Annotated in this window: 17 protein-coding genes, 7 tRNA genes and 2 pseudogenes; 22 read left to right on the top strand and 4 right to left on the bottom strand. The window is 40.1% G+C overall.

All coding sequences use genetic code 11. From position 1 onward, the window contains the following. Positions 1–55 precede the first annotated feature (55 nt). Positions 56–2215: a Tex family protein gene (locus tag JVX94_RS11990; RefSeq protein ID WP_144486169.1), complete on the top strand. Its 2160-nt coding sequence runs from the start codon at positions 56–58 to the stop codon at positions 2213–2215. A gap of 19 nt (positions 2216–2234) precedes the next feature. Here the strand turns inward: JVX94_RS11990 and cmpA are convergent, their stop codons facing one another. Next, positions 2235–2369 (bottom strand): cortex morphogenetic protein CmpA, encoded by a 135-nt coding sequence (cmpA, locus tag JVX94_RS11985; RefSeq protein WP_008346893.1) that lies wholly within the window; start codon positions 2367–2369, stop codon positions 2235–2237. Between the two features lie 99 nt (positions 2370–2468). Here cmpA and JVX94_RS11980 point away from each other — a divergent pair, with 99 nt between their 5' ends. The 13 genes from JVX94_RS11980 to JVX94_RS11920 all read left to right on the top strand — a co-directional run bounded on the left by JVX94_RS11980 (position 2469) and on the right by JVX94_RS11920 (position 10584). Next, the gene (locus JVX94_RS11980) at positions 2469–2942 is read left to right on the top strand and encodes a SprT family protein (protein ID WP_111289827.1); all 474 of its coding nucleotides are present in this window, start codon (positions 2469–2471) and stop codon (positions 2940–2942) included. A 200-nt stretch (positions 2943–3142) separates the two neighbouring features. After that, complete coding sequence (locus tag JVX94_RS11975) at positions 3143–4120, top strand: thiamine pyrophosphate-dependent dehydrogenase E1 component subunit alpha (RefSeq protein WP_144486171.1); 978 nt, start codon at positions 3143–3145, stop codon at positions 4118–4120. Between the two features lie 19 nt (positions 4121–4139). Then, positions 4140–5177: an alpha-ketoacid dehydrogenase subunit beta gene (locus JVX94_RS11970; RefSeq protein ID WP_095407808.1), complete on the top strand. Its 1038-nt coding sequence runs from the start codon at positions 4140–4142 to the stop codon at positions 5175–5177. 17 nt (positions 5178–5194) lie between these two features. Then, complete coding sequence (locus JVX94_RS11965) at positions 5195–6340, top strand: dihydrolipoamide acetyltransferase family protein (RefSeq protein ID WP_205183260.1); 1146 nt, start codon at positions 5195–5197, stop codon at positions 6338–6340. Positions 6341–6356: 16 nt separating this feature from the next. Then, positions 6357–7736, top strand: a complete 1380-nt coding sequence (lpdA, locus tag JVX94_RS11960; protein WP_205183257.1) for a dihydrolipoyl dehydrogenase — start codon at positions 6357–6359, stop codon at positions 7734–7736. Between the two features lie 103 nt (positions 7737–7839). Further along, complete coding sequence (locus JVX94_RS11955) at positions 7840–9687, top strand: sigma-54-dependent Fis family transcriptional regulator (protein WP_205183255.1); 1848 nt, start codon at positions 7840–7842, stop codon at positions 9685–9687. Between the two features lie 221 nt (positions 9688–9908). Further along, positions 9909–9983, top strand: a tRNA-Asn gene (locus JVX94_RS11950). A gap of 4 nt (positions 9984–9987) precedes the next feature. Beyond that, a tRNA-Ser gene (locus JVX94_RS11945) sits at positions 9988–10078 on the top strand. Between the two features lie 9 nt (positions 10079–10087). Then, positions 10088–10159: transfer RNA gene (locus JVX94_RS11940), tRNA-Glu, on the top strand. A 20-nt stretch (positions 10160–10179) separates the two neighbouring features. Further along, a tRNA-Gln gene (locus JVX94_RS11935) sits at positions 10180–10254 on the top strand. 31 nt (positions 10255–10285) lie between these two features. Continuing rightward, a tRNA-Lys gene (locus JVX94_RS11930) sits at positions 10286–10361 on the top strand. A 7-nt stretch (positions 10362–10368) separates the two neighbouring features. Continuing rightward, positions 10369–10451, top strand: a tRNA-Leu gene (locus tag JVX94_RS11925). Positions 10452–10500: 49 nt separating this feature from the next. Beyond that, positions 10501–10584, top strand: a tRNA-Leu gene (locus tag JVX94_RS11920). Between the two features lie 361 nt (positions 10585–10945). Here JVX94_RS11920 and JVX94_RS11915 read toward each other — a convergent pair. Next, a complete protein-coding gene (locus JVX94_RS11915; protein ID WP_095407812.1) occupies positions 10946–11452 on the bottom strand; it encodes a hypothetical protein in 507 nt (168 codons plus the stop codon). Between the two features lie 263 nt (positions 11453–11715). On the opposite strand from JVX94_RS11915, the gene JVX94_RS11910 reads away from it, so the two are divergent. The 5 genes and pseudogenes from JVX94_RS11910 to JVX94_RS19585 form a co-directional block, all read left to right on the top strand. Then, a complete protein-coding gene (locus JVX94_RS11910; RefSeq protein ID WP_205183252.1) occupies positions 11716–12888 on the top strand; it encodes a sensor histidine kinase in 1173 nt (390 codons plus the stop codon). A gap of 37 nt (positions 12889–12925) precedes the next feature. Next, positions 12926–13600, top strand: coding sequence for a response regulator transcription factor (locus JVX94_RS11905; RefSeq protein WP_205183249.1), 675 nt, complete (start codon positions 12926–12928; stop codon positions 13598–13600). An 820-nt stretch (positions 13601–14420) separates the two neighbouring features. Then, positions 14421–14587: pseudogene (locus tag JVX94_RS11900) on the top strand (hypothetical protein); the annotation flags it as partial. Positions 14588–14710: 123 nt separating this feature from the next. Further along, entirely contained in the window at positions 14711–15256 is a 546-nt protein-coding gene (locus tag JVX94_RS11895; RefSeq protein WP_144557642.1) for an HAD-IIIA family hydrolase, read from the top strand. A 277-nt stretch (positions 15257–15533) separates the two neighbouring features. Then, positions 15534–15611 (top strand): annotated as a pseudogene (locus tag JVX94_RS19585) (hypothetical protein); the annotation flags it as partial. A 187-nt stretch (positions 15612–15798) separates the two neighbouring features. Here the strand turns inward: JVX94_RS19585 and JVX94_RS11885 are convergent. Continuing rightward, a complete protein-coding gene (locus tag JVX94_RS11885) occupies positions 15799–16362 on the bottom strand; it encodes a GNAT family N-acetyltransferase (RefSeq protein ID WP_205183244.1) in 564 nt (187 codons plus the stop codon). A gap of 345 nt (positions 16363–16707) precedes the next feature. On the opposite strand from JVX94_RS11885, the gene JVX94_RS11875 reads away from it, so the two are divergent. The 3 genes from JVX94_RS11875 to JVX94_RS11865 all read left to right on the top strand — a co-directional run bounded on the left by JVX94_RS11875 (position 16708) and on the right by JVX94_RS11865 (position 18748). After that, positions 16708–17502, top strand: coding sequence for an alpha/beta fold hydrolase (locus JVX94_RS11875; RefSeq protein WP_205183242.1), 795 nt, complete (start codon positions 16708–16710; stop codon positions 17500–17502). 225 nt (positions 17503–17727) lie between these two features. Further along, positions 17728–18234, top strand: a complete 507-nt coding sequence (locus tag JVX94_RS11870; RefSeq protein ID WP_095407816.1) for a GrpB family protein — start codon at positions 17728–17730, stop codon at positions 18232–18234. 310 nt (positions 18235–18544) lie between these two features. Beyond that, positions 18545–18748, top strand: a complete 204-nt coding sequence (locus tag JVX94_RS11865; protein WP_003214229.1) for a cold-shock protein — start codon at positions 18545–18547, stop codon at positions 18746–18748. Positions 18749–19023: 275 nt separating this feature from the next. On the opposite strand, the gene JVX94_RS11860 is transcribed toward JVX94_RS11865, so the two are convergent. Further along, on the bottom strand, positions 19024–19485 hold the full coding sequence (locus JVX94_RS11860) for a CarD family transcriptional regulator (protein ID WP_095407817.1): 462 nt from the start codon (positions 19483–19485) through the stop codon (positions 19024–19026). Between the last annotated feature and the right edge of the window lie 286 nt (positions 19486–19771).

The raw sequence follows: 19771 nt of genomic DNA, 5'->3' as shown, positions 1-19771 counted from the left end.
TTTGCCGGTTTTTTTGATACACTAAATAAGAAGACACAGTGAGAGGATGCAAAGTATGAAGACATCTGACTTTTTATTGAAACAAATTGCAACTGAATTAAAGCTTTCAACGAAACAAATTGAAAGTGTGATCAAGCTTTTAGAGGATGGCAACACCGTCCCGTTTATTGCCCGTTATCGGAAAGAGCAGACAGGCTCACTGGATGAGGTGCAAATTCAAACCATTTCAGAGCGCTATACATATATCCAAAATGTCACGAACCGAAAAGAAGAAGTCATTCGCTTAATTGCTGAACAAGACAAACTAACCGATGAATTAAAACAGAAAATTGAACAAGCTCATAAACTGCAAGAGGTCGAAGATTTATACCGGCCATTCAAACAAAAGCGCAAAACAAAGGCGAATGTAGCCAAAGCAAAAGGGCTGGAGCCGCTGGCGGAATATTTACTCACGCTGCCAAGCGATCAGATCGAGAAGAAAGCAGCTGCTTTTATTAACGAAGAAAAAGAAGTGGCAAATGTAGAAGAGGCACTTGAGGGTGCGCAGCACATCATTGCTGAACAGCTGGCAGATGATCCCGATATGCGAAAATGGATTCGCAGTGAAACGTACCAAAAGGGCAGTCTGGTCACATCAGGAAAAGACGTCGAAAGCGATGAGAAAAATGTCTATGAAATGTATTACGATTATCAAGAGCCAATCAAAAAGATTGTCCCGCACCGTGTATTAGCGGTCAACCGCGGGGAGAAAGAAGGCATTTTAAAGGCAGCCATCGAACCACCTGCTGAAAATATTCGCTTCTATCTCGACAAACAAGTTCTAAAAGGCAAACAGACGACGGCGAGACCGTTTATTGAAGCGGCAATTGATGATGCATATAAACGCCTCATTCAGCCTTCCATCGAACGTGAAATACGAAAAGAGCTGACAGAAAAAGCAGAGGAACAAGCGATTCATATTTTTGCTGAAAACTTAAGAAAACTGCTGCTTCAGCCGCCAATGAAAGGGAAACGTGTACTTGGAGTCGACCCCGCATTTCGGACAGGCTGTAAATTAGCTGTCGTGGATGATACGGGAAAAGTCCATCATATTGGCGTTATTTACCCGCACCCGCCTGTGCAGAAAAAAGCGGAAGCGAAACAAAAAGTGAAAGAGATCATTCAATCATCAAACATTGAAGTTATTGCGATTGGAAACGGAACAGCCTCAAGAGAGACTGAACAATTCATTGCAGACTTGATTCAAGAGCTGGATCAGCCAGTGTCCTATTTAATCGTGAATGAAGCAGGAGCAAGTGTATACTCCGCATCTGCACTTGCGCGAGAAGAGTTTCCAGATCTGCAAGTCGAAGAACGAAGCGCCATCTCAATCGCTAGAAGATTACAAGATCCTTTAGCAGAGCTCGTGAAAATTGATCCGAAGTCTGTCGGTGTGGGCCAATACCAGCATGACGTGAGTCAAAAGCAATTAAACAGCTCGTTAACCTTTGTCGTTGAGACAGTCGTCAACCAAGTTGGTGTGAACGTCAATACAGCCTCACAGGCGCTGCTGCAATATGTATCAGGCCTTTCAAAAACCGTCGCTGGGAATATCATCAAAAGGCGCGAAGAGATTGGGAGATTCACAAGCAGAAAAGAATTGAAGGATATCCCAAGGCTCGGTGCTAAGACATATGAGCAGTGTATCGGTTTCCTTCGCATTACAGACGGACAAGATCCGCTTGACCGTACAGGCATTCACCCCGAGAGCTATAAAGAAACAAAACAGTTTTTACGCATGATCAACATGACGCCAGACGATCTTGGCACAGAGCAGTTAAAAGAGAAAATTGCTGAAGTGAAACTGGACGAAGCAGCCCAGCAGCTGGACATTGGGACAATTACACTTCAAGATATCATCGATCAGCTGACAAGACCTGAGCGTGATCCGCGGGATGAAGTACCAAAACCGCTGCTCAAAACAGATGTGTTGAAATTGGAGGACTTGAAGCAAGGAATGGAGCTGCAAGGAACGGTGAGAAACGTTGTAGACTTCGGCGCATTTGTTGATATTGGCGTAAAGCAGGATGGGCTTGTGCATATTTCTAAACTAAGCAACCGTTTTGTGAAGCATCCGCTTGATGTTGTATCAGTTGGTGACATTGTGACCGTATGGGTGGACTCCGTTGACCAAGCAAAAGGCCGCGTTGCCCTCTCCATGCTGAAACCAGAGTAAACAAAAAACGAGGCGCACCTTAGGATGGGGTGTGCCTTGATGTGACTGAATGTTTTTTTCTATAAAAGTACCAGCATTGATTCAGCAATTTGATTTGATAATGATTTTTCTCATAAAATGCCTTCTGCATCTGATTTTTCAGCCAATTGGGCATCGCCCATTCCTCCTTTGATCGAAACAGTGGATGTACCTTCAATGTATGCATAGGGGAAATTGTCCCGTTCGAGGTTTTTATAGAAAGGAACGATCTTGATTGAACGAGAGAGAGTTACAGCAGTTAACAGAACACATTTCCCAACATTTCTTTGGCAAGACATTCCGCCATCAGGCTATTTTTAATGACCGGCTAAAAACGACAGGCGGGCGATATTTACTTGGTACACACAATATTGAACTGAACCGCCGATATCTAGAGGAGCATGGACGAGAAGAATTAATCGGGATCATCAAGCATGAGCTGTGTCATTATCATCTGCACCTTGAGGGAAAGGGCTATCAGCATCGCGACCGTGATTTTAAAGCGTTATTAAAACAAGTAGGAGCCCCGCGTTTTTGTACACCGCTAAAGACCGTACGAAATAAGCGGCGTGCGGAGAAACGCCATGAATATGTCTGCACAGGATGCGGCAGGTCTTTTATAAGGAAAAGACGGTTTGATACCTCTCGTTATGTATGCGGCGTCTGCAAAGGGAAATTAAAGTGGGAGCGTACAACCGATTCATTGTGAAAAGCATTTCCTCTAAGGAGATGCTTTTTTTGTTCCAATAGATGTGTGAACATATTGAGACAAAAAGAGACGCATGTCTCATTTTGTCTCTTTTTTCATCGGTGTGATTCGGTCAAAGCATAAGTGTTCATGGGTCGTCATGTTGGCATGATTTTTGCTTGTATATAAGTGCAAGCAAAAAAGATAGGAGGTTTTACTAAATGGAAATGGCATTGACTAAAGAAAAAGCCGTATGGATGTATCAAAAGATGCAGGAAATCCGCCAATTTGAAGACCGAGTGCACACGCTTTTTACAAAAGGAATTTTGCCGGGGTTTGTCCATCTTTATGCTGGCGAAGAAGCTGTTGCCGTAGGAGTCTGTGCTCATCTGAATGAAAAAGACAGTATTACAAGTACCCACCGGGGCCACGGCCACTGTATAGCGAAGGGCTGTGATCTAAAAGGGATGATGGCAGAAATCTATGGAAAAGCCACAGGTCTCTGTAAAGGCAAAGGCGGATCCATGCACATTGCAGATTTTGATAAAGGAATGCTTGGTGCCAACGGAATTGTTGGAGGGGGCTTTCCTCTTGCGTGCGGGGCAGCCCTCACAGCTAAATATAAAAAGACAAAAAATGTAAGCGTTTGCTTTTTTGGGGATGGTGCAAACAATCAAGGGACTTTCCACGAAGGAATTAATCTCGCGGCCATCTGGAAACTGCCCGTCATTTTCATTGCAGAAAACAATGGGTACGGGGAAGCGACACCATTTTCCTATGCTTCAAGCTGCAAATCAATCGTAGATCGAGCGGCCGGTTATGACATTCCTGGGATTCAAGTAGATGGAAAAGATGTGATGGCTGTTTATCAAGCCGCAGAACAAGCAATTGAACGAGCAAAAAATGGAGAAGGTCCGACATTAATTGAATGCATGACATATCGAAATTATGGCCATTTCGAAGGAGACGCCCAGCGTTATAAAACCAATCAAGAAAAAACAGAACACCAAGAAGAGAGAGATGCGATCGCTCTTTTTAAAAATGAATTAATCAAGCAGCAGCTGCTGACGAATGGAGAGCTATCAAATATTGAAGCGGCTGTAGCAGAAGCGATAGATGAAGCCGTTACATTCAGTGAAGAAAGTGAATATCCAGATCAGACCGAATTATTGACCGACGTGTATGTTTCGTATCAATAAATCAAAGGGGGAGAGGAAAATGACAAGAGAAATCAGCATGTCTAGTGCATTAAATGAAGCGATTAAACTTGCCATGAGAAGAGACGAGGATGTCATTTTAATGGGGGAAGATGTTGCTGGAGGCGCTCATGTCGATCACTTACAGGATGATGAAGCATGGGGTGGTGTGCTTGGTGTAACGAAAGGAATCGTTCAGGAGTTTGGACGTGAGCGAGTTCTTGACACACCGATTAGTGAAGCTGGCTATGTAGGTGCGGCCATGGCAGCAGCTTCCACAGGGCTAAGACCAATTGCAGAACTCATGTTTAATGATTTTATCGGCACCTGTCTGGATCAAGTGCTGAATCAAGGAGCAAAATTCCGATATATGTTTGGCGGAAAAGCAGAGGTGCCGATCACGATTAGAACGACACATGGAGCGGGTTTTAGAGCAGCTGCTCAGCATTCGCAAAGCTTGTATGCGCTATTTACAAGCATCCCTGGATTGAAAGTAGTGGTGCCTTCTTCACCATACGATGCCAAAGGATTGCTGCTGGCAGCCATCGAGGATCAGGACCCTGTCATCTTTTTTGAAGACAAAACGCTTTACAATATCACAGGAGATGTTCCAGAGCGATACTACACGCTGCCGCTTGGCAAAGCAGATGTGAAAAGAGAAGGCTCAGATGTGACCATTTTTGCAGTAGGCAAACAAGTTCATACAGCACTCGAAGCGGCAGAGCAATTGGCTGTCCAAGGAATTGAAGCAGAGGTGATTGATCCAAGAAGCTTGTCACCGCTCGATGAAGAGGCCATTCTAACTTCAGTAGAAAAAACAAATCGGCTTGTCATTGTAGATGAAGCAAATCCGAGGTGCGGAATTGCCGCAGATATTTCTTCTCTGGTTGCGGATAAAGGGTTCGATTTACTTGACGCTCCAATCAAAAAAGTGACGGCTCCTCATACACCGGTTCCGTTTTCACCACCGCTTGAAGATATCTATTTGCCGACACCTGATAAGGTTGTGAACACCGTCTTAGAGATGGTTGGAAAGAGTCATGACAAGATCTTGAACTAAAGAAAGGAGAGAGGGAGATGGCTGTCGAGGTTGTGATGCCGAAATTGGGCATGTCAATGAAAGAAGGAACGGTATCTGTCTGGAATAAAGAGATCGGAGAGACTGTAAATAAAGGGGAAAGCATTGCAAGCATCAACTCTGAAAAAATTGAAATGGAGATCGAATCACCTGCTGAAGGAACCATATTGGATATAAAAGTGCCTGAGGGAGAAGGTGTACCGCCTGGCACTGTCATCTGCTATATCGGTGAAGGAAATGAACAGGTCGAGGAAAAGAAAGAAAAAGGCCTGCCGCCAAAACAAAAGAAAGAGAGAATTAAAATCTCCCCTGTTGCACGTAAGATTGCTCAAAGTGCTAATCTGGATATTCATACACTAGTGGGAACAGGTCCAGATGGGAGAATCACGAAAGCGGATGTGCTTCGGGCACTTCCTGATGAAAAAGAAAAAGAAAAACAAAAACAACAAAATGAACCAACAAAGCATCAGCCAGTCAGCATGATGCGGAAAACCATTGCCTCGCGAATGATGGAAAGCCTGCAAACAAGCGCACAATTAACAATAACGATGAAAGCGGATGTGACAAAGCTGACAGCATTACAGTCTGAGTTGAACGAAACAGCTGGAGCACGACACGATATGAAATTAACCATGACTGATTTTGTAGCAAAAGCAGTGATTCTTTCCCTGCTAGAGCATCCTGCAATGAACAGTCAATATCAGAATGATAGAGTCGAAACTTTTGAGTATGTTCATCTTGGAATCGCTGCTGCTTTAGATCACGGGCTGGCAGTGCCTGTTATTCGGCATGCGGAAAAACTTTCACTTATTGAGCTGGCGAAGAGTATCAAATCGTATGGTAAAAAAGCACGTGAAGGTAGACTTCTCCACGATGAAATTGAAGGCTCTACCTTTACAATCACTAATCTAGGCGCCTATGGTGTGGAACATTTCACACCGATTTTGAATCCACCGGAAGCAGGTATTCTTGGTGTTGGCAAAGCGGATCACATGCCTGTTTATCATGGGAATGAATTATGTAAAGGGACGATCCTGCCACTCAGTCTGACCTTTGACCATCGCGTGCTGGACGGAGCGCCGGCATCACAATTTTTATCAACTATTAAAATGTATTTAGAAAATCCAGTATCCATTCTTTTATAGGAAGAAGGTGAAATGAATGACGCTTGTCATTATAGGAGGCGGGCCAGCAGGATATGTGGCGGCAATAACAGCCGCCCGTTTTGACAGAGAGGTTGTACTAATCGACCAAGGCCTGTTAGGAGGTACCTGCCTGAATGAAGGCTGTATTCCAACGAAAGCACTTTTGCAAAGCGCCGATATGTATGAGCATGTGAAATCAGCTGGACACTTTGGAATTGAGCTTCCAGGGAAGGAGCCTGTCATTCATTGGGATGCCGTTCAAAAGCGGAAGCGGTCAGTCGTCAAGCAGCTGACTGATGGCGTTCGTTATTTGATGAATAAAAACAAAATCAGCGTGTTAAATGGGAAGGCATCATTTCTTTCAGCACATGAGCTATTGATAGAAAGTGAAGGGAAATCTGAAATCATTCAGGCAAAACAAATCATTATTGCTTCAGGATCAGAACCTGCTGCTTTACCTTTCGCCCCATTTGATAGAGAGTGGGTCATTGATAGTAAGGATGCGATGACGCTCCCTTCAATACCAGATTCACTTTGTATCATTGGTGGAGGGGTGATCGGCTGTGAGTTTGCAAGCATCTTTAGCAGAATGGGGTCAAAGGTTGTCATGGTGGAACAGGCAGCACACATTTTACCTGAAGAAGATCACGATACAGCTAACTGTCTTCACGATCAGCTTCAAAAAGCAGGTGTAGAGATTTTGACATCATCAGCAGTCAAACAGCTTGATGCAATCTCAAAAAAAGTGGTGGTTGAGAAGGATCATGGGGAGCGCTTTGAAATCGAGTCCGATCATTGTTTAGTGGCCATTGGCAGAAAGCCGAGGCTGGGAGAGCTGAATCTTGAGCAGATCGGCATTGAATTTGATAGAAACGGCATCTGCGTGAATGAGCATATGCAAACCAATCTCCCGCATATCTATGCGTGCGGTGATGTGACAGGCGGCGTTCAGCTTGCTCATGCTGCTTTTCATGAAGGAACGATTGCGGCATCACATGCATCAGGTGAAGATGTAAAAGTCAATGAACACGTGATTCCAAGGTGCATCTACACGTCTCCAGAAATCGCTAGTGTCGGTTTAAATGAAGAGAATGCTAGAAAACAATATGGGGAGATTCGAATAGGGAAATTCGCATTCTCTGCAAATGGAAAAGCATTAATTTTAAATCAGCCAGCTGGTCAAGTAAAGGTCATTGTCGAACCGCAATATCAAGAAATTTTAGGTGTATCCATCATCGGGCCGAATGCAACAGAACTGATTGGACAAGCGGCAGTGATGATGCATTCAGAGTTGACAGCTGATACATTAGAGCAGTTTATTGCGGCACATCCGACACTCTCTGAGGCGATACACGAAGCCTTGCTGCAAACAAATGGACGAGCGGTGCACTGCTGATAGAGAAACTTTCTATCCGAATGACTTCCTGGGTCAGCCAATAATTGAAAGCGCTTTTATAATTATCTATAATGGATAAAAAGCCCCCAGAGGAGAGGATGGAATGAATCCGACGCCTTGCTATTTAAATACTTGGAAACGTTTTGTTCGTGAAGGTTTGCTTGATAGGTCTCGTCTGGATAAGAGAGTGATGGAGTCATGGCACAGATGTAAACAGGCAAATGTGAATCCGTATTTAGATAAAGGACAGTCGTTGTTAGAAAAGGAATTATTCAGTGTTCAAAAAAAGAAGTACTCACTCTTTCTAAATGCCGCTCTTCCTTACTTAAATAAAATCAGTCAGCAATTAAAAGAATCTGACATGATGGCTTTACTCATCGATGCAGATGGTTATGTGCTAAGTCTGACTGGAAGCCAAAGGACGCTGGTAGAAGCGAAAAAAATAAATTTTATGGAGGGTGCGCGCTGGACCGAAGCCGATGTGGGGACGAACGCTATTGGAACGGCACTGGTCATTGGAGAAGCTGTAGCGATCAACGGAACTGAGCATTTTTCAGTCGCTTCCCACCATTGGAGTTGTTCAGCGGCCCCTATTCGTGATGCAGATGGCACGATCATAGGAGTCATTGATATTTCCTGTATGGCGGATCAAAGTCATCCTTTTACGCTTGGAATGGCTTCAGCAGTTGCATATGCCATCGAGAGAGAAATTCAGGTCCAGCAAAAAAGGAAAGAGATGGAGCTGGTCAGTCTTTGTCTCCAGCAGGTAGAAGCGGACGAACCATATGTTGTCTGTAATGAGAAAAAGCAGATTGTTTTGGCAAGTAAGCCGATTAGAGACCGGTTTTCAGACTGGTACGGAATGGATGTTGCGCTGCTCATGGACGATACATTTGTTACACGGGACAAGCAGATCATTCAGTCAGAACAAGACGGAAAGCCGCTTGGGATGTCTTTTTCTCTTGAAGAAGCAGCGAAGAGCAATATAACCGTTTCTTTTGCTCAATTTCCCGGGGAATCTGGAACAAGTACGGCATTTCAGCAGACGCTCAGCGAATTGAAACGAGCGGCACAAACAGATGCTAATGTATATATTTGGGGAGAAACAGGTACAGGGAAAGAACTGGCCGCTCGAGCGATTCACTTAGCTAGTGAAAGACATAAAGGACCGTTTATTGCCGTGAATTGTGGAGCCATACCTGAAAGCCTGTTAGAAAGCGAACTATTTGGTTATGCTGAAGGAGCTTTTACAGGGGCAAAGCGTCATGGAGCAAAGGGGAAATTTGAACAGGCCCAAAAAGGAACGCTCTTTTTAGACGAAATTGGCGAAATCCCTTATGCGATGCAAGTGGCGCTTCTTAGGGTCATTGAAGAAAGAAAAGTCGTACCGCTCGGCGGGACACACGAAATCCCTTTGGATATTAGAATCATTACAGCGACACACCGAAATATGAACGAACTGTTGAAAGAAGGGAAAATACGTGAAGATTTGTATTACCGTCTTCATGTCTATCCAATCAACATCCCGCCGCTTAGAGAAAGAAAAGAAGACATTGTTGATTTATATCGTTATTACCAAAAGAAACACCAATGGAATGCGACATTTCCTGAATCATTTTTTCGGAAGCTAGAAGCGTACCATTGGCCTGGAAACATACGAGAACTTTTTAATCTGTTTGAACATATAAGGGTTCTGTTTCCTAAAGGAGGATGGATTGGTGAATCGCAATATGCGGCGGTATTAGAGACGATGGATCAGAAAAAGCAGAAGCTGCCTCCAGTAGAATGTACCGAGATTCCAAAAGAGCTCACGTTTAGGGAACGCATTCAAAAGCAAACAGTGATAGAAGCACTGCACAAAACAAAAGGTCATGTGTCAGAAGCAGCGAGGTCAGCAGGTGTGCCAAGAAGCACCTTTTATAAGTGGATGCGAAAGTATAAGCTGTCATGAACTCATAGGGAGCGCAGCAGCGGAGGCCTTGGTCTTTCAGTTAGAGGTCGGGGTCTTTCTGTCATGTCTAAACAGAAAACAAAAAGGAAGGAAGAAAGGCTTGACTGTTATATTAGTATATGTTAAATTATAAAAGCCGTCGCTAATGAGACAGGAATGAAACACTTAAAAATTCTTGACACATTTTTCTGGCATAGATATAATGAAACATGTCTTATTATTCCGCAGTAGCTCAGTGGTAGAGCTATCGGCTGTTAACCGATCGGTCGTAGGTTCGAGTCCTACCTGCGGAGCCATAATGGAGAAGTACTCAAGTGGCTGAAGAGGCGCCCCTGCTAAGGGTGTAGGTCGCGTAAGCGGCGCGAGGGTTCAAATCCCTCCTTCTCCGCCATTATTGTATGGCCCGTTGGTCAAGCGGTTAAGACACCGCCCTTTCACGGCGGTAACACGGGTTCGAATCCCGTACGGGTCATGTTTTGTTTTTTGATTCGTTGGGCTATAGCCAAGCGGTAAGGCAACGGACTTTGACTCCGTCATGCGTTGGTTCGAATCCAGCTAGCCCAGCCATTTTTTATATATGTTTTTCTGCATAGCAGATGAGCCATTAGCTCAGTTGGTAGAGCATCTGACTTTTAATCAGAGGGTCGAAGGTTCGAGTCCTTCATGGCTCACCATTGTCACGCGGGTGTGGCGGAATTGGCAGACGCGCTAGACTTAGGATCTAGTGTCTTTATGACGTGGGGGTTCAAGTCCCTTCACCCGCATTGTTTTTTTCAAACAGTGCACTTATGAATATATGAGCACATCATACACGCGGTCGTGGCGGAATGGCAGACGCGCTAGGTTGAGGGCCTAGTGGGTGAATAACCCGTGGAGGTTCAAGTCCTCTCGGCCGCATCAATGATACCAAAGGTTGTAGACCTTTGGTTTTTTTATTTCTAAATGAATCTGTCCACTCACCTTAAGTAAGTGGACTTTTTTTGTTTGAGATCGATATTTTTATATCATGTCCCAATTTTTCAGCCATAGCATTTTGTTTGTTAGGAAATAAGTGACCATATACGTCTATTCTTTAAAATTACTGTAGATCGAGTTGGTGCATAAATCTTTTCTCCATTTTCTCCTAACACTCTTGTATATCCAAGATATCAGCATATAAAAAAGAAGAGGCCTTTTGGGGTTAACCTCTTCTTTTCTTTTTCATTCTAGTGATAACACCAATATTACAACATGGACATCTAATTTTACATCATTTAATTTAGACACTTGTTGCAGCTTTTTTACGACTCAATTGGAGTCGAATGAAGATACCGAGAATTCTTGTTGTAAACATAGCAAGTGTAAAAAAGATAAAGGCAGGTGGTATGATATCAACATCCAATTTATGTGTGATCATGAACTCCATAAAGCGCTGTGGATTCCAATGTTCAGCATAGTTAGTTAATACAATGCGCCAACCGAGACCGATTATCCATAATAATAAATAAGGTATGCCTGCAATGGTGAAGGCTTTTCCCTCAGACCATTCTATTTTGACAGTGAAAAGAATCAATATTCCAAATAAAATGCCTGCAGCTATCATAAACCCTAATGCAACAATGTCATTTCCTGATGTGGGAATATCCTTAACGTACATTTTTATGACAATACCACATATAATAAACGGCAAAATAGCATTTCGCACCGTAAATTTCTTTCGTCCAAATTGTGTAAATAAAACAACTAAAAAGATCGTCCCCATGATTAACCACGTTTGAGTATCCAAATCAATTCCTCCGTAATATATATTTAGCCTGATTTATATAAGCTGTGTAGAATTTAATGTTAAAAAATCGACCTAAGCTCAAGCTATGAATCGTACACTTAAGACTATATCAACTATCAAAGTATCCATCTTCTATCCGTTGACTGATTTTAAAAAAGAAAAAATATATCTGTAGGTAGAGGCACAACTGGTTTGTTATTTGTTACTATAACGGAATAAACTCAAGAGATATGGAATTGATAAGAATGAGGAAGTGATAAGGTTTGCTTTTTGATGCGAATACGCGATTGATTAAGGTCATTGCAACCATTGCTTTGTTATATGTGTTGTATAAAGAATTCACGAATCAAGTATTTGAGGCTGTCATTGGATTTTCTTTAATAATACTGTTATATTTCGTCTTACTGTGGGCACGGGAGACTTGGTTGAGTGGAGTAAAATATGCTGTTATTTCACTCTTGATTTTAGCAATAGAATTAATTTTGAATAATGTATACGGCATAACTGACGCAGCTTTGTTATGGCCATTAGTTTGGATTTTGGCAACGGTTTATGATAAGTACAAGTATTTATCTTCTATTCTGGCCTTACTTACAATAGTGGTTTTTATATGCATATCTCGGCCTGTTACTTTCACAGCACCTCTTATCTTAGTAGGATTATTTATAGTGGTCTTAATTCGTAAGATTTGGAAAAATGCTTATCGAATGAAGGAATTACACCTGCAAGAAATAAACAAGGCACATCAAGAGTTAAAAGAAGCGCACGCTGAACTGCAGGAAGCTACTATGAATTCCATGAAATATGCAGCTTTAGAAGAACGTATAAGGCTTGCTCGTGAAATTCATGATGGTCTTGGCCACCAGCTCACATCCTTAATTATTCAGCTGCAGGCTCTTGAAATTATGCTGCCGGATGAACCGAAAAAGGCATCTGAAGTAACCACGCAATTACTTCAGATAGCTAGGAAAGCTATGGCTGAAGTTCGTTTTTCGGTAAGAGAATGGTCAAGTGATGAAATGGGTCTCGGGATTATCGCATTAAAAGGACTTGTATCTCAAATTCAAGGTCGCTCTCCAATAAAATTCAATTTTGTTCAGGAATCAAAAATTTCCGAATGGCCCAATGAAACCAGTATTGTACTATACCGCACACTTCAAGAATCCCTAACTAACATTTTACGTCACTCAAATGCCACATCGGTTACAATTCACCTTCAGGAAGTGAATGATGAAATTATTTTAAAGGTATCTGATAATGGAGACTATGTGAATGATGTCCCGTTGAAAGTAGGGTTCGGATTAAATGGAATGATAGAACGTTGTCAACAACATGGAGGGACGTGTACATTTACTTCGGTGAAACCGCATGGTCTTTGTATTGAGATAACGCTCCCAATAGAAAAAAGGTCACATCATGATATACATAATCCGTAAAAAATGAGTTTCATTCTTTTGTGGGAGGAAATGGGAAATGGATGAAAAAAATAAGATTCGAATCGTACTGGCTGATGATCAACCTATTGTCCGTCAGGGTTTAAAGTATATCATTGATTCACAAGCAGACATGGAAGTTGTTGGTGAAGCAGCTGATGGGAAAACAACGATAGAGATGACAAAAAACACGAATCCTGATGTGGTCCTAATGGATATTCAAATGCCAAATGGTACTGGCATAGAAGCTACTTACAACATTCTTGATTCAATGCCTTATATCAAAGTGGTGCTTCTTACAACATTCGATGTCCAAGATTATGTATTTGATGGCATTCGAGCCGGTGCTGTTGGTTATTTATTAAAGGATACCGATACGAAAGAACTTCTAGATGGTATTCGATGGGTTAACCAAGGTCAAGCGATCTACCGAACAGCAATGGCTAGTAAAGCACTTGCAAAAGCCATTAGTGAAGGTAAGAATACTGAACAAAATGATACCAAAACTTCAGACTTGCACGAACCCTTAACTGAACGCGAAACCGATGTTTTGCAGCAAATGGCTTATGGTCGGAGAAATTCAGAAATTGCGGACATTCTTCATATATCACAAGGGACAGTTAAGTCACATGTCCATCGTATTTTTCAAAAACTTGGTGTTGAAGATCGGACACAAGCTGTAGTATTTTCCATACGAAATGGGTTAGTTGAATAATTGAAAAACGTTATTTAAATCTAACATAGAAAAATGACAGCACGCTTTGAAAACGTACTCGAATTGAATTGCTATTGAATCACCATTTTAACCAAAGTTCATGAAACCAGATAGAAATTAAAGAAAATGAAGATAAAGGGTGTAATGAAAATAAGCTTTCACAATGTTGGGGCCTAGTGGGTGAATAACCCGTGGAGGTTCAAGTCTTCTTCGCCACATCAATGATACCAAGGGTTGTAGACCTTTGGTATTTTTATTTTATATAACTTCTAAATAAATCTGTCCACTCACCTTAAGTAGGTGGACTTTTTTGTTTGACATCGATATTTAAATATAATATCGTCCAATTTTTCAACCATAGCCTTTTGTTTGTTAGGAAATAAGTGACAATATATGTCTAATTGTTGTTCGAATAGAGGCATGTCCGAGTCTTTCTTTGATTGTATGATATTCTTCTCCTTGATCAATTAATAAAGCAACATGAGAGTGTCTAAGATTATTCAGTCTAATAACTTTTAAATTTTCATCTATACTACAGAAATATTTAATTTTACGTGAAACAATATCTTTTCTAGGAGGTGTATCTTATATTGAAAAATTAGTGTTTCATCTGAATGGAAAACACCTAAATCATTAAATAATTTCTCTTGTTCGTGCCTCCATTGAGCTAATAAGCTTAAAAGTTTACTGGTTATACTGATTAGCCTTATTTCTTTGTTTTAGGCTCTATTAGTACATGTTCTCCATTAATAAATGTTGAGGCTTTGTTGACATCAATTTCTTTCTTATATCTATCGTGGTCTATGTTGTCACAAGAGTCGCTGAATATCGTTACACATTTTACAAGACAAGTTATTTGCTAGGTGGTCTAATGACGAGCTTAAAAATTTATATTGAGAAGCAAAAGATAAAAGGGTGTTATTTCGTGTAGCGTCCTTTTTATCTTTCTTGGAAAGAATGAAACAAATTGAAAAGAAGGAGAGTTGAAAAGATTTTAATTGTATTAGGGGACTTTGATAATAAATATTTATGATAAACTGATGTCATCAAAATTTTCTAATTGAAATGAATCTTAACGCGGGAGCAGTTGCTAGATAATGGGGGTATAACATGAAACAGATAGAAGCAATTTTTTTAGATAGAGATGGAACAATTGGTGGTGATGAAACTATTCATTATCCCGGAGAATTCGAACTCTTTCCTTATACAGCAATTCAAATTAATAAACTAAAAAAAGATAATGTGAAAATATTCTCTTTTACAAATCAACCTGGTATATCAAGTGGATTAGCTAAAGTAGAAGATTTTAAAGAGGAATTGAAAGGTTTTGGTTTTGACGAAGTATATATATGTCCACACGGTCATAATGACGGATGCTCTTGTAGGAAGCCTGGCATAGGAATGTTAATGGAAGCTCAACAAAAACACGATTTAACTCTCGAAAATTGCGTCGTAATTGGGGACCGTTGGAGTGATATTGTTGCAGCTGATAAAGTAGGAAGTATTAAAATTTTGGTTAGAACGGGGGCTGGTGAATATTCACTTCGTGAACACTTTGATAAATTAAGTGGGATTAAAATAGATTATATAGCCAATGACCTTAATGATGCTATAAACTGGTTGTATAAAAATTCTTGTTTAAATAATCAAGTGTAATATTACCCTGCTAATGAGAGCTGTCAATACAAACAAGGTGTTTCAACATGTAGCATCTTTTTTTTGAAATAAAACAGGTTACGAGTCCTTTCATAAACAGAGTGTTGAGGTCGTTGGAATTAAGGTAAACCAGTAGAAGTGATGGTGACGGAGTTAAAACAGACCGAACTATGAAAGATGGCAAGAAACATGAAAGCTAATCAGGAGGAAAGTCTTTAGAGATCTATGAATGGAGAGTGAATCCAATTGCTCCATTAAAGAAATTGACTCGGATAAAAAAGAAAAACAAAAAGTACCTCGTGACAGGTCGAAGCTGATTGCAGTTACATTGTGGTCTTGTGTTGGGAGCCTGCTGCTAAAAACTTTCTGTCAGAGTTTATTAATGAAAACACCAGATTATGAAGAAGTAAAGGCAATAAGGACAAAGTTAGAGGGGGAGACCCACTTATCAAGACCAAAATTAAAAAACATAGCATATAATTAATATGCTATGTTTTTTCTTGTTACACTAATGCACCCATTACTTTAATTGCTACATAAGGTTATTTTATTATGGAATAAAAACAAGTGTCAGTCAGATTGCTGCCATCTGCGGATAAATCATCATTTCTTAAAGTGCCTTCAAATACAAAGCCAAGTTTTTCTGGGATAGCCCGACTTTTGAGGTTTGTTGATTCACACCTTATTTCAATTCTTCTAAATTTGATATTGTTTAATCCGAAGTCAGCTAATTTCTCCACTGCTTCTGTCATATATCCATTCCCACTAAACTTTGTATTTACCCAGTACCCAATCTCACATTTAGGAATGGTCCAGTCAATCCTCTGAAGGCTAGTTGTCCCAATGAAGTGATTGCTGTTTTTATCAAAAATAAGAAAACGGAAACTTTCCCTCTTTAAAAAATTGATATGAGCATTTCTTAAATTGATCTCTGTTTCTTCAGCAGTCTGAAGTTCTTGAGCAAATGGCAACCACGCTTTTAATTCAGAAAAGGAATCCTTTATTGCTTGGTTTACAATTTCCCCGTCTCCTGTTTGGTGTGGTGCTCGAAGAATAAGTCTTTCTGTTTCTAACTGTAAAGGAATATCTAACAGCAAAGGATTCATTTGATTTCTCCTCTCGGAATTTTATATTTTAGCGTGTATGGAGAGTATGTAGTTCAAACTGTTCGTTGTCAATTTATTGTAGCAAAAAAACTGATCAATTCATTAGAATATGGAAGAGATTTGGAACAATTTTTAATTCTTGAAAAATTGAAGCAACATAAAGCATTTCAATGTCACACATGAATATGGGGATTTGCTATGATGAATTGAAAGAATATAAACAGGTTTCACAACATTTAATCTAGTTGGAAGTTTTTGGGATATCACAACGTAGTTTCCTAACAAGCCAAACAACAAAAAATGTTGAAATTACTAGAGAAGCCCTAGGAAAGGGGAAATAAATACATGTCAATTTACCATAAAGTCATTGGAGAAGGATTCCCGATCGTGATATTGCATGGTTGGACACTTGACCATCAAGTAATGTTACATGCATTGGAACCGATATTCGAAAAACGAAGCGGTTGGAAGCGAATATACATAGATTTACCAGGTATGGGACGTTCAAAGCCACATCCATCTATTCAGAACTCTGATGATATGCTAGAGGCGGTATTGCGTCTTTTGGACGAGATCATCCCTGATGAACAGTTTATTGTTTGTGGTTATTCATATGGAGGGTACATAGCCAGAGGTATCGTTCATTCACGCCGGGAAACCGTTCGTGGATTACTGCTTGTGGCGCCAATGACTATACCAGAATTCGATGAAAGAGTCGTACCAGAGGCGACTGTTTTAAAAAGTGACAGCAGCATTATATCGCAATTGTCTTCAGAGGAGGCAGATGAATTTTGCTCCATGGCCGTTGTGCAAGGGAAAGTGGAATGGGAGCGGTTTCGAGATGAAATTTTACTTCCTTCTAAACAAACAAATCATGATTTCATCAACAATATACATCAAAATGGTTATGGTTTTACCTTCGATATTTCATCTGAACTTAAGTATCCAACGCTCATTATCACAGGGCGCCAGGACAATGTAGTCGGATATCACGATGCGTGGCGGCTCATCGAAGATTATCCAAGAGCCACTTTTGCGGTGTTTGATATGGGTGGTCACAACCTGCAGATTGAACAACCCGAAGTATTTAACTCATTAGTCCATAATTGGTTAAATCGAATTGAGTTGGAAAATGCTTAGCAAGTTTTATCTAAATGAATGTCCACTCATCTTAAGTGAGTGGACTTTTTGTTTGAGAATAATATTTTTATATAATGCAGTCCAATCATACTAATATCGTTTAAAAGGTTATATTGTTAAATCCGACGAAATGCTACACAACTATTAGTAAGATGTTCTCTACCAATGTGACGTATAATGAAAATTTCCATATAAACAACAAAATCATAAAGTAGGGTTGAGTACATGCTTGGATTACCAAGAGGGGAGGTTTTTTTAGTACCTTGGTCCATTGAATGGGTCAAAGAATTTGAAAGTGAAAAGAAACGAATAGTAGAAGTTATCGGAAAGTACATAGTGAATGTACACCATATTGGAAGTACAGCAGTAAATGGTTTGAGTGCGAAACCTATTATTGATATTGCGATTGAAATCAATCATTTTCTTGACGGAGAACAGTGCGTAACAGCTTTGCAAGGGCTTGGTTATTCTTATAGAGGGATCAATGTATTACCTGAAAGACACTATTTCAGCAAAGGAGAACCACGTACACATCAAATCCATATGTATCAAAGAGGCAATAGATATCTACTCGAACAAATAAATTTTAGGGATTACCTGAGAAGTAACGAACTAGCAAGAAGTGAGTACCAACAGCTTAAACTTAACCTATCAAATGAAAATAAAAATGACAAACACAAATATGCAGAGGGAAAAACAGATTTTGTTAAGTCGATTTTAGAGAGAATTTAGATAAAGATTCCCTTTTTGGAGCTGAAAAAACAGATTTTATGCACAAGGGGACGCGCTAAAAAGGAGAGTTTCTTCTTTTTAACCAGAAAATTCCCATCATTAAGCTCCCCCTGTCTAATTAGTGTCCCATATCATGTGTGATGTTCTTTCTAATCCAAAATTGCAATTATTTCCGATTCATGCTACAATAAGAATAATTATTTTTGTTCGGCGTAAAGGATAGCATGAAGAAAGACTTTTCGTCTTGAGGATACTTTGGGCAAGGATAGTATAATACATTGTGTGGTATACGCACGAGGAGGCAACAAACATGGAACAAGGTACAGTAAAATGGTTTAACGCAGAAAAAGGTTTTGGATTTATCGAACGTGAAGAAGGCGACGATGTATTCGTACATTTCTCAGCTATCCAAGGTGACGGATTCAAATCTTTAGACGAAGGTCAAAAAGTAACATTTGACGTAGAGCAAGGTTCTCGTGGAGCTCAAGCTGCTAACGTTCAAAAAACTGCTTAATCTTCATCCTTTTAAAACAGGTTCTCTGTAGAGAGCCTGTTTTTTTATGCTTTCACGCATTTTTTCAATAAAAAACCCTACTCAGCGTACAAGTAGGGAGATGTTACAAGGTAATCGTAAAAAAAATTCATGCTTCAAAGGTTTATCAACAGTATAGCATATTGGATTTACAATATGCGGAATTTGCCTAAATAAATTCTTTTTTTAAATAAAATGAAGGGTGGTAATGTTCTTAGAGAACGTGTATTCAAAAATGGTGAGCGTGGAAGAGATTCTTAACAAAAACTTTTTATTTGTTTTTCTGTAATCCCTTTGATGACTTCTAATTCACTTAGCAAAAATTCATGGGCATCATCCAGCATTTTCTTTTCACTAGCATTTAGTGCTTTCTCTTTCTTCATACGCATAAGATCACGCACAACTTCAGCACCATCTTGGATGTTACCCGTTTTTATTTTGTTTGTATTAATTGTATGCCGTTCTTTCCACGTCAGTAATTGATCTGATTTGCCATGCTGGAAAATGTGCATCACATTCTTTAAAGCCAGTATATCTGTAACAGGTCTTATACGTGATCCTGACATTTTCCGTGTTGGAATCATTACTTTCATATGACTGAGTGACATTTTAATCACATAATACTGCTGTTTTTCATCAGAGAATTCTTTTTCTTCTATGGCTTCAATTATACCTGCTCCGTGCATTGGATAAACAATGTTATCACCAATTTGAAACATATCATCCACCTCCATATATTGTATCTACTTTAAGGGTACCACACTTGGAGGTGAAATAATCAAATTTTTAATAATAACATGTTTATTTATTTGTTGTCAACAAATTTAGTTCTAAAAAAGAGAGTTAATTTTTTAGGAATTTTGGATGTGATTTTTTTAATTTGAACATATTCTCCTCGCTATAAGAAGAACAGGATAACCACAATTACTGCTCGGACTCCACCCTTTGTATCCGCCATCCAGTCTTTCAAACGTAAACAGCTGTTTATGAGGAAATCATGGTTAA

Origin of the sequence: Bacillus sp. PDNC022 (genome assembly GCF_016919285.1) — a bacterium.
GTDB lineage: Bacteria > Bacillota > Bacilli > Bacillales > Bacillaceae > Bacillus > Bacillus safensis.
This window is presented reverse-complemented; position numbering and strand designations above follow the sequence as displayed.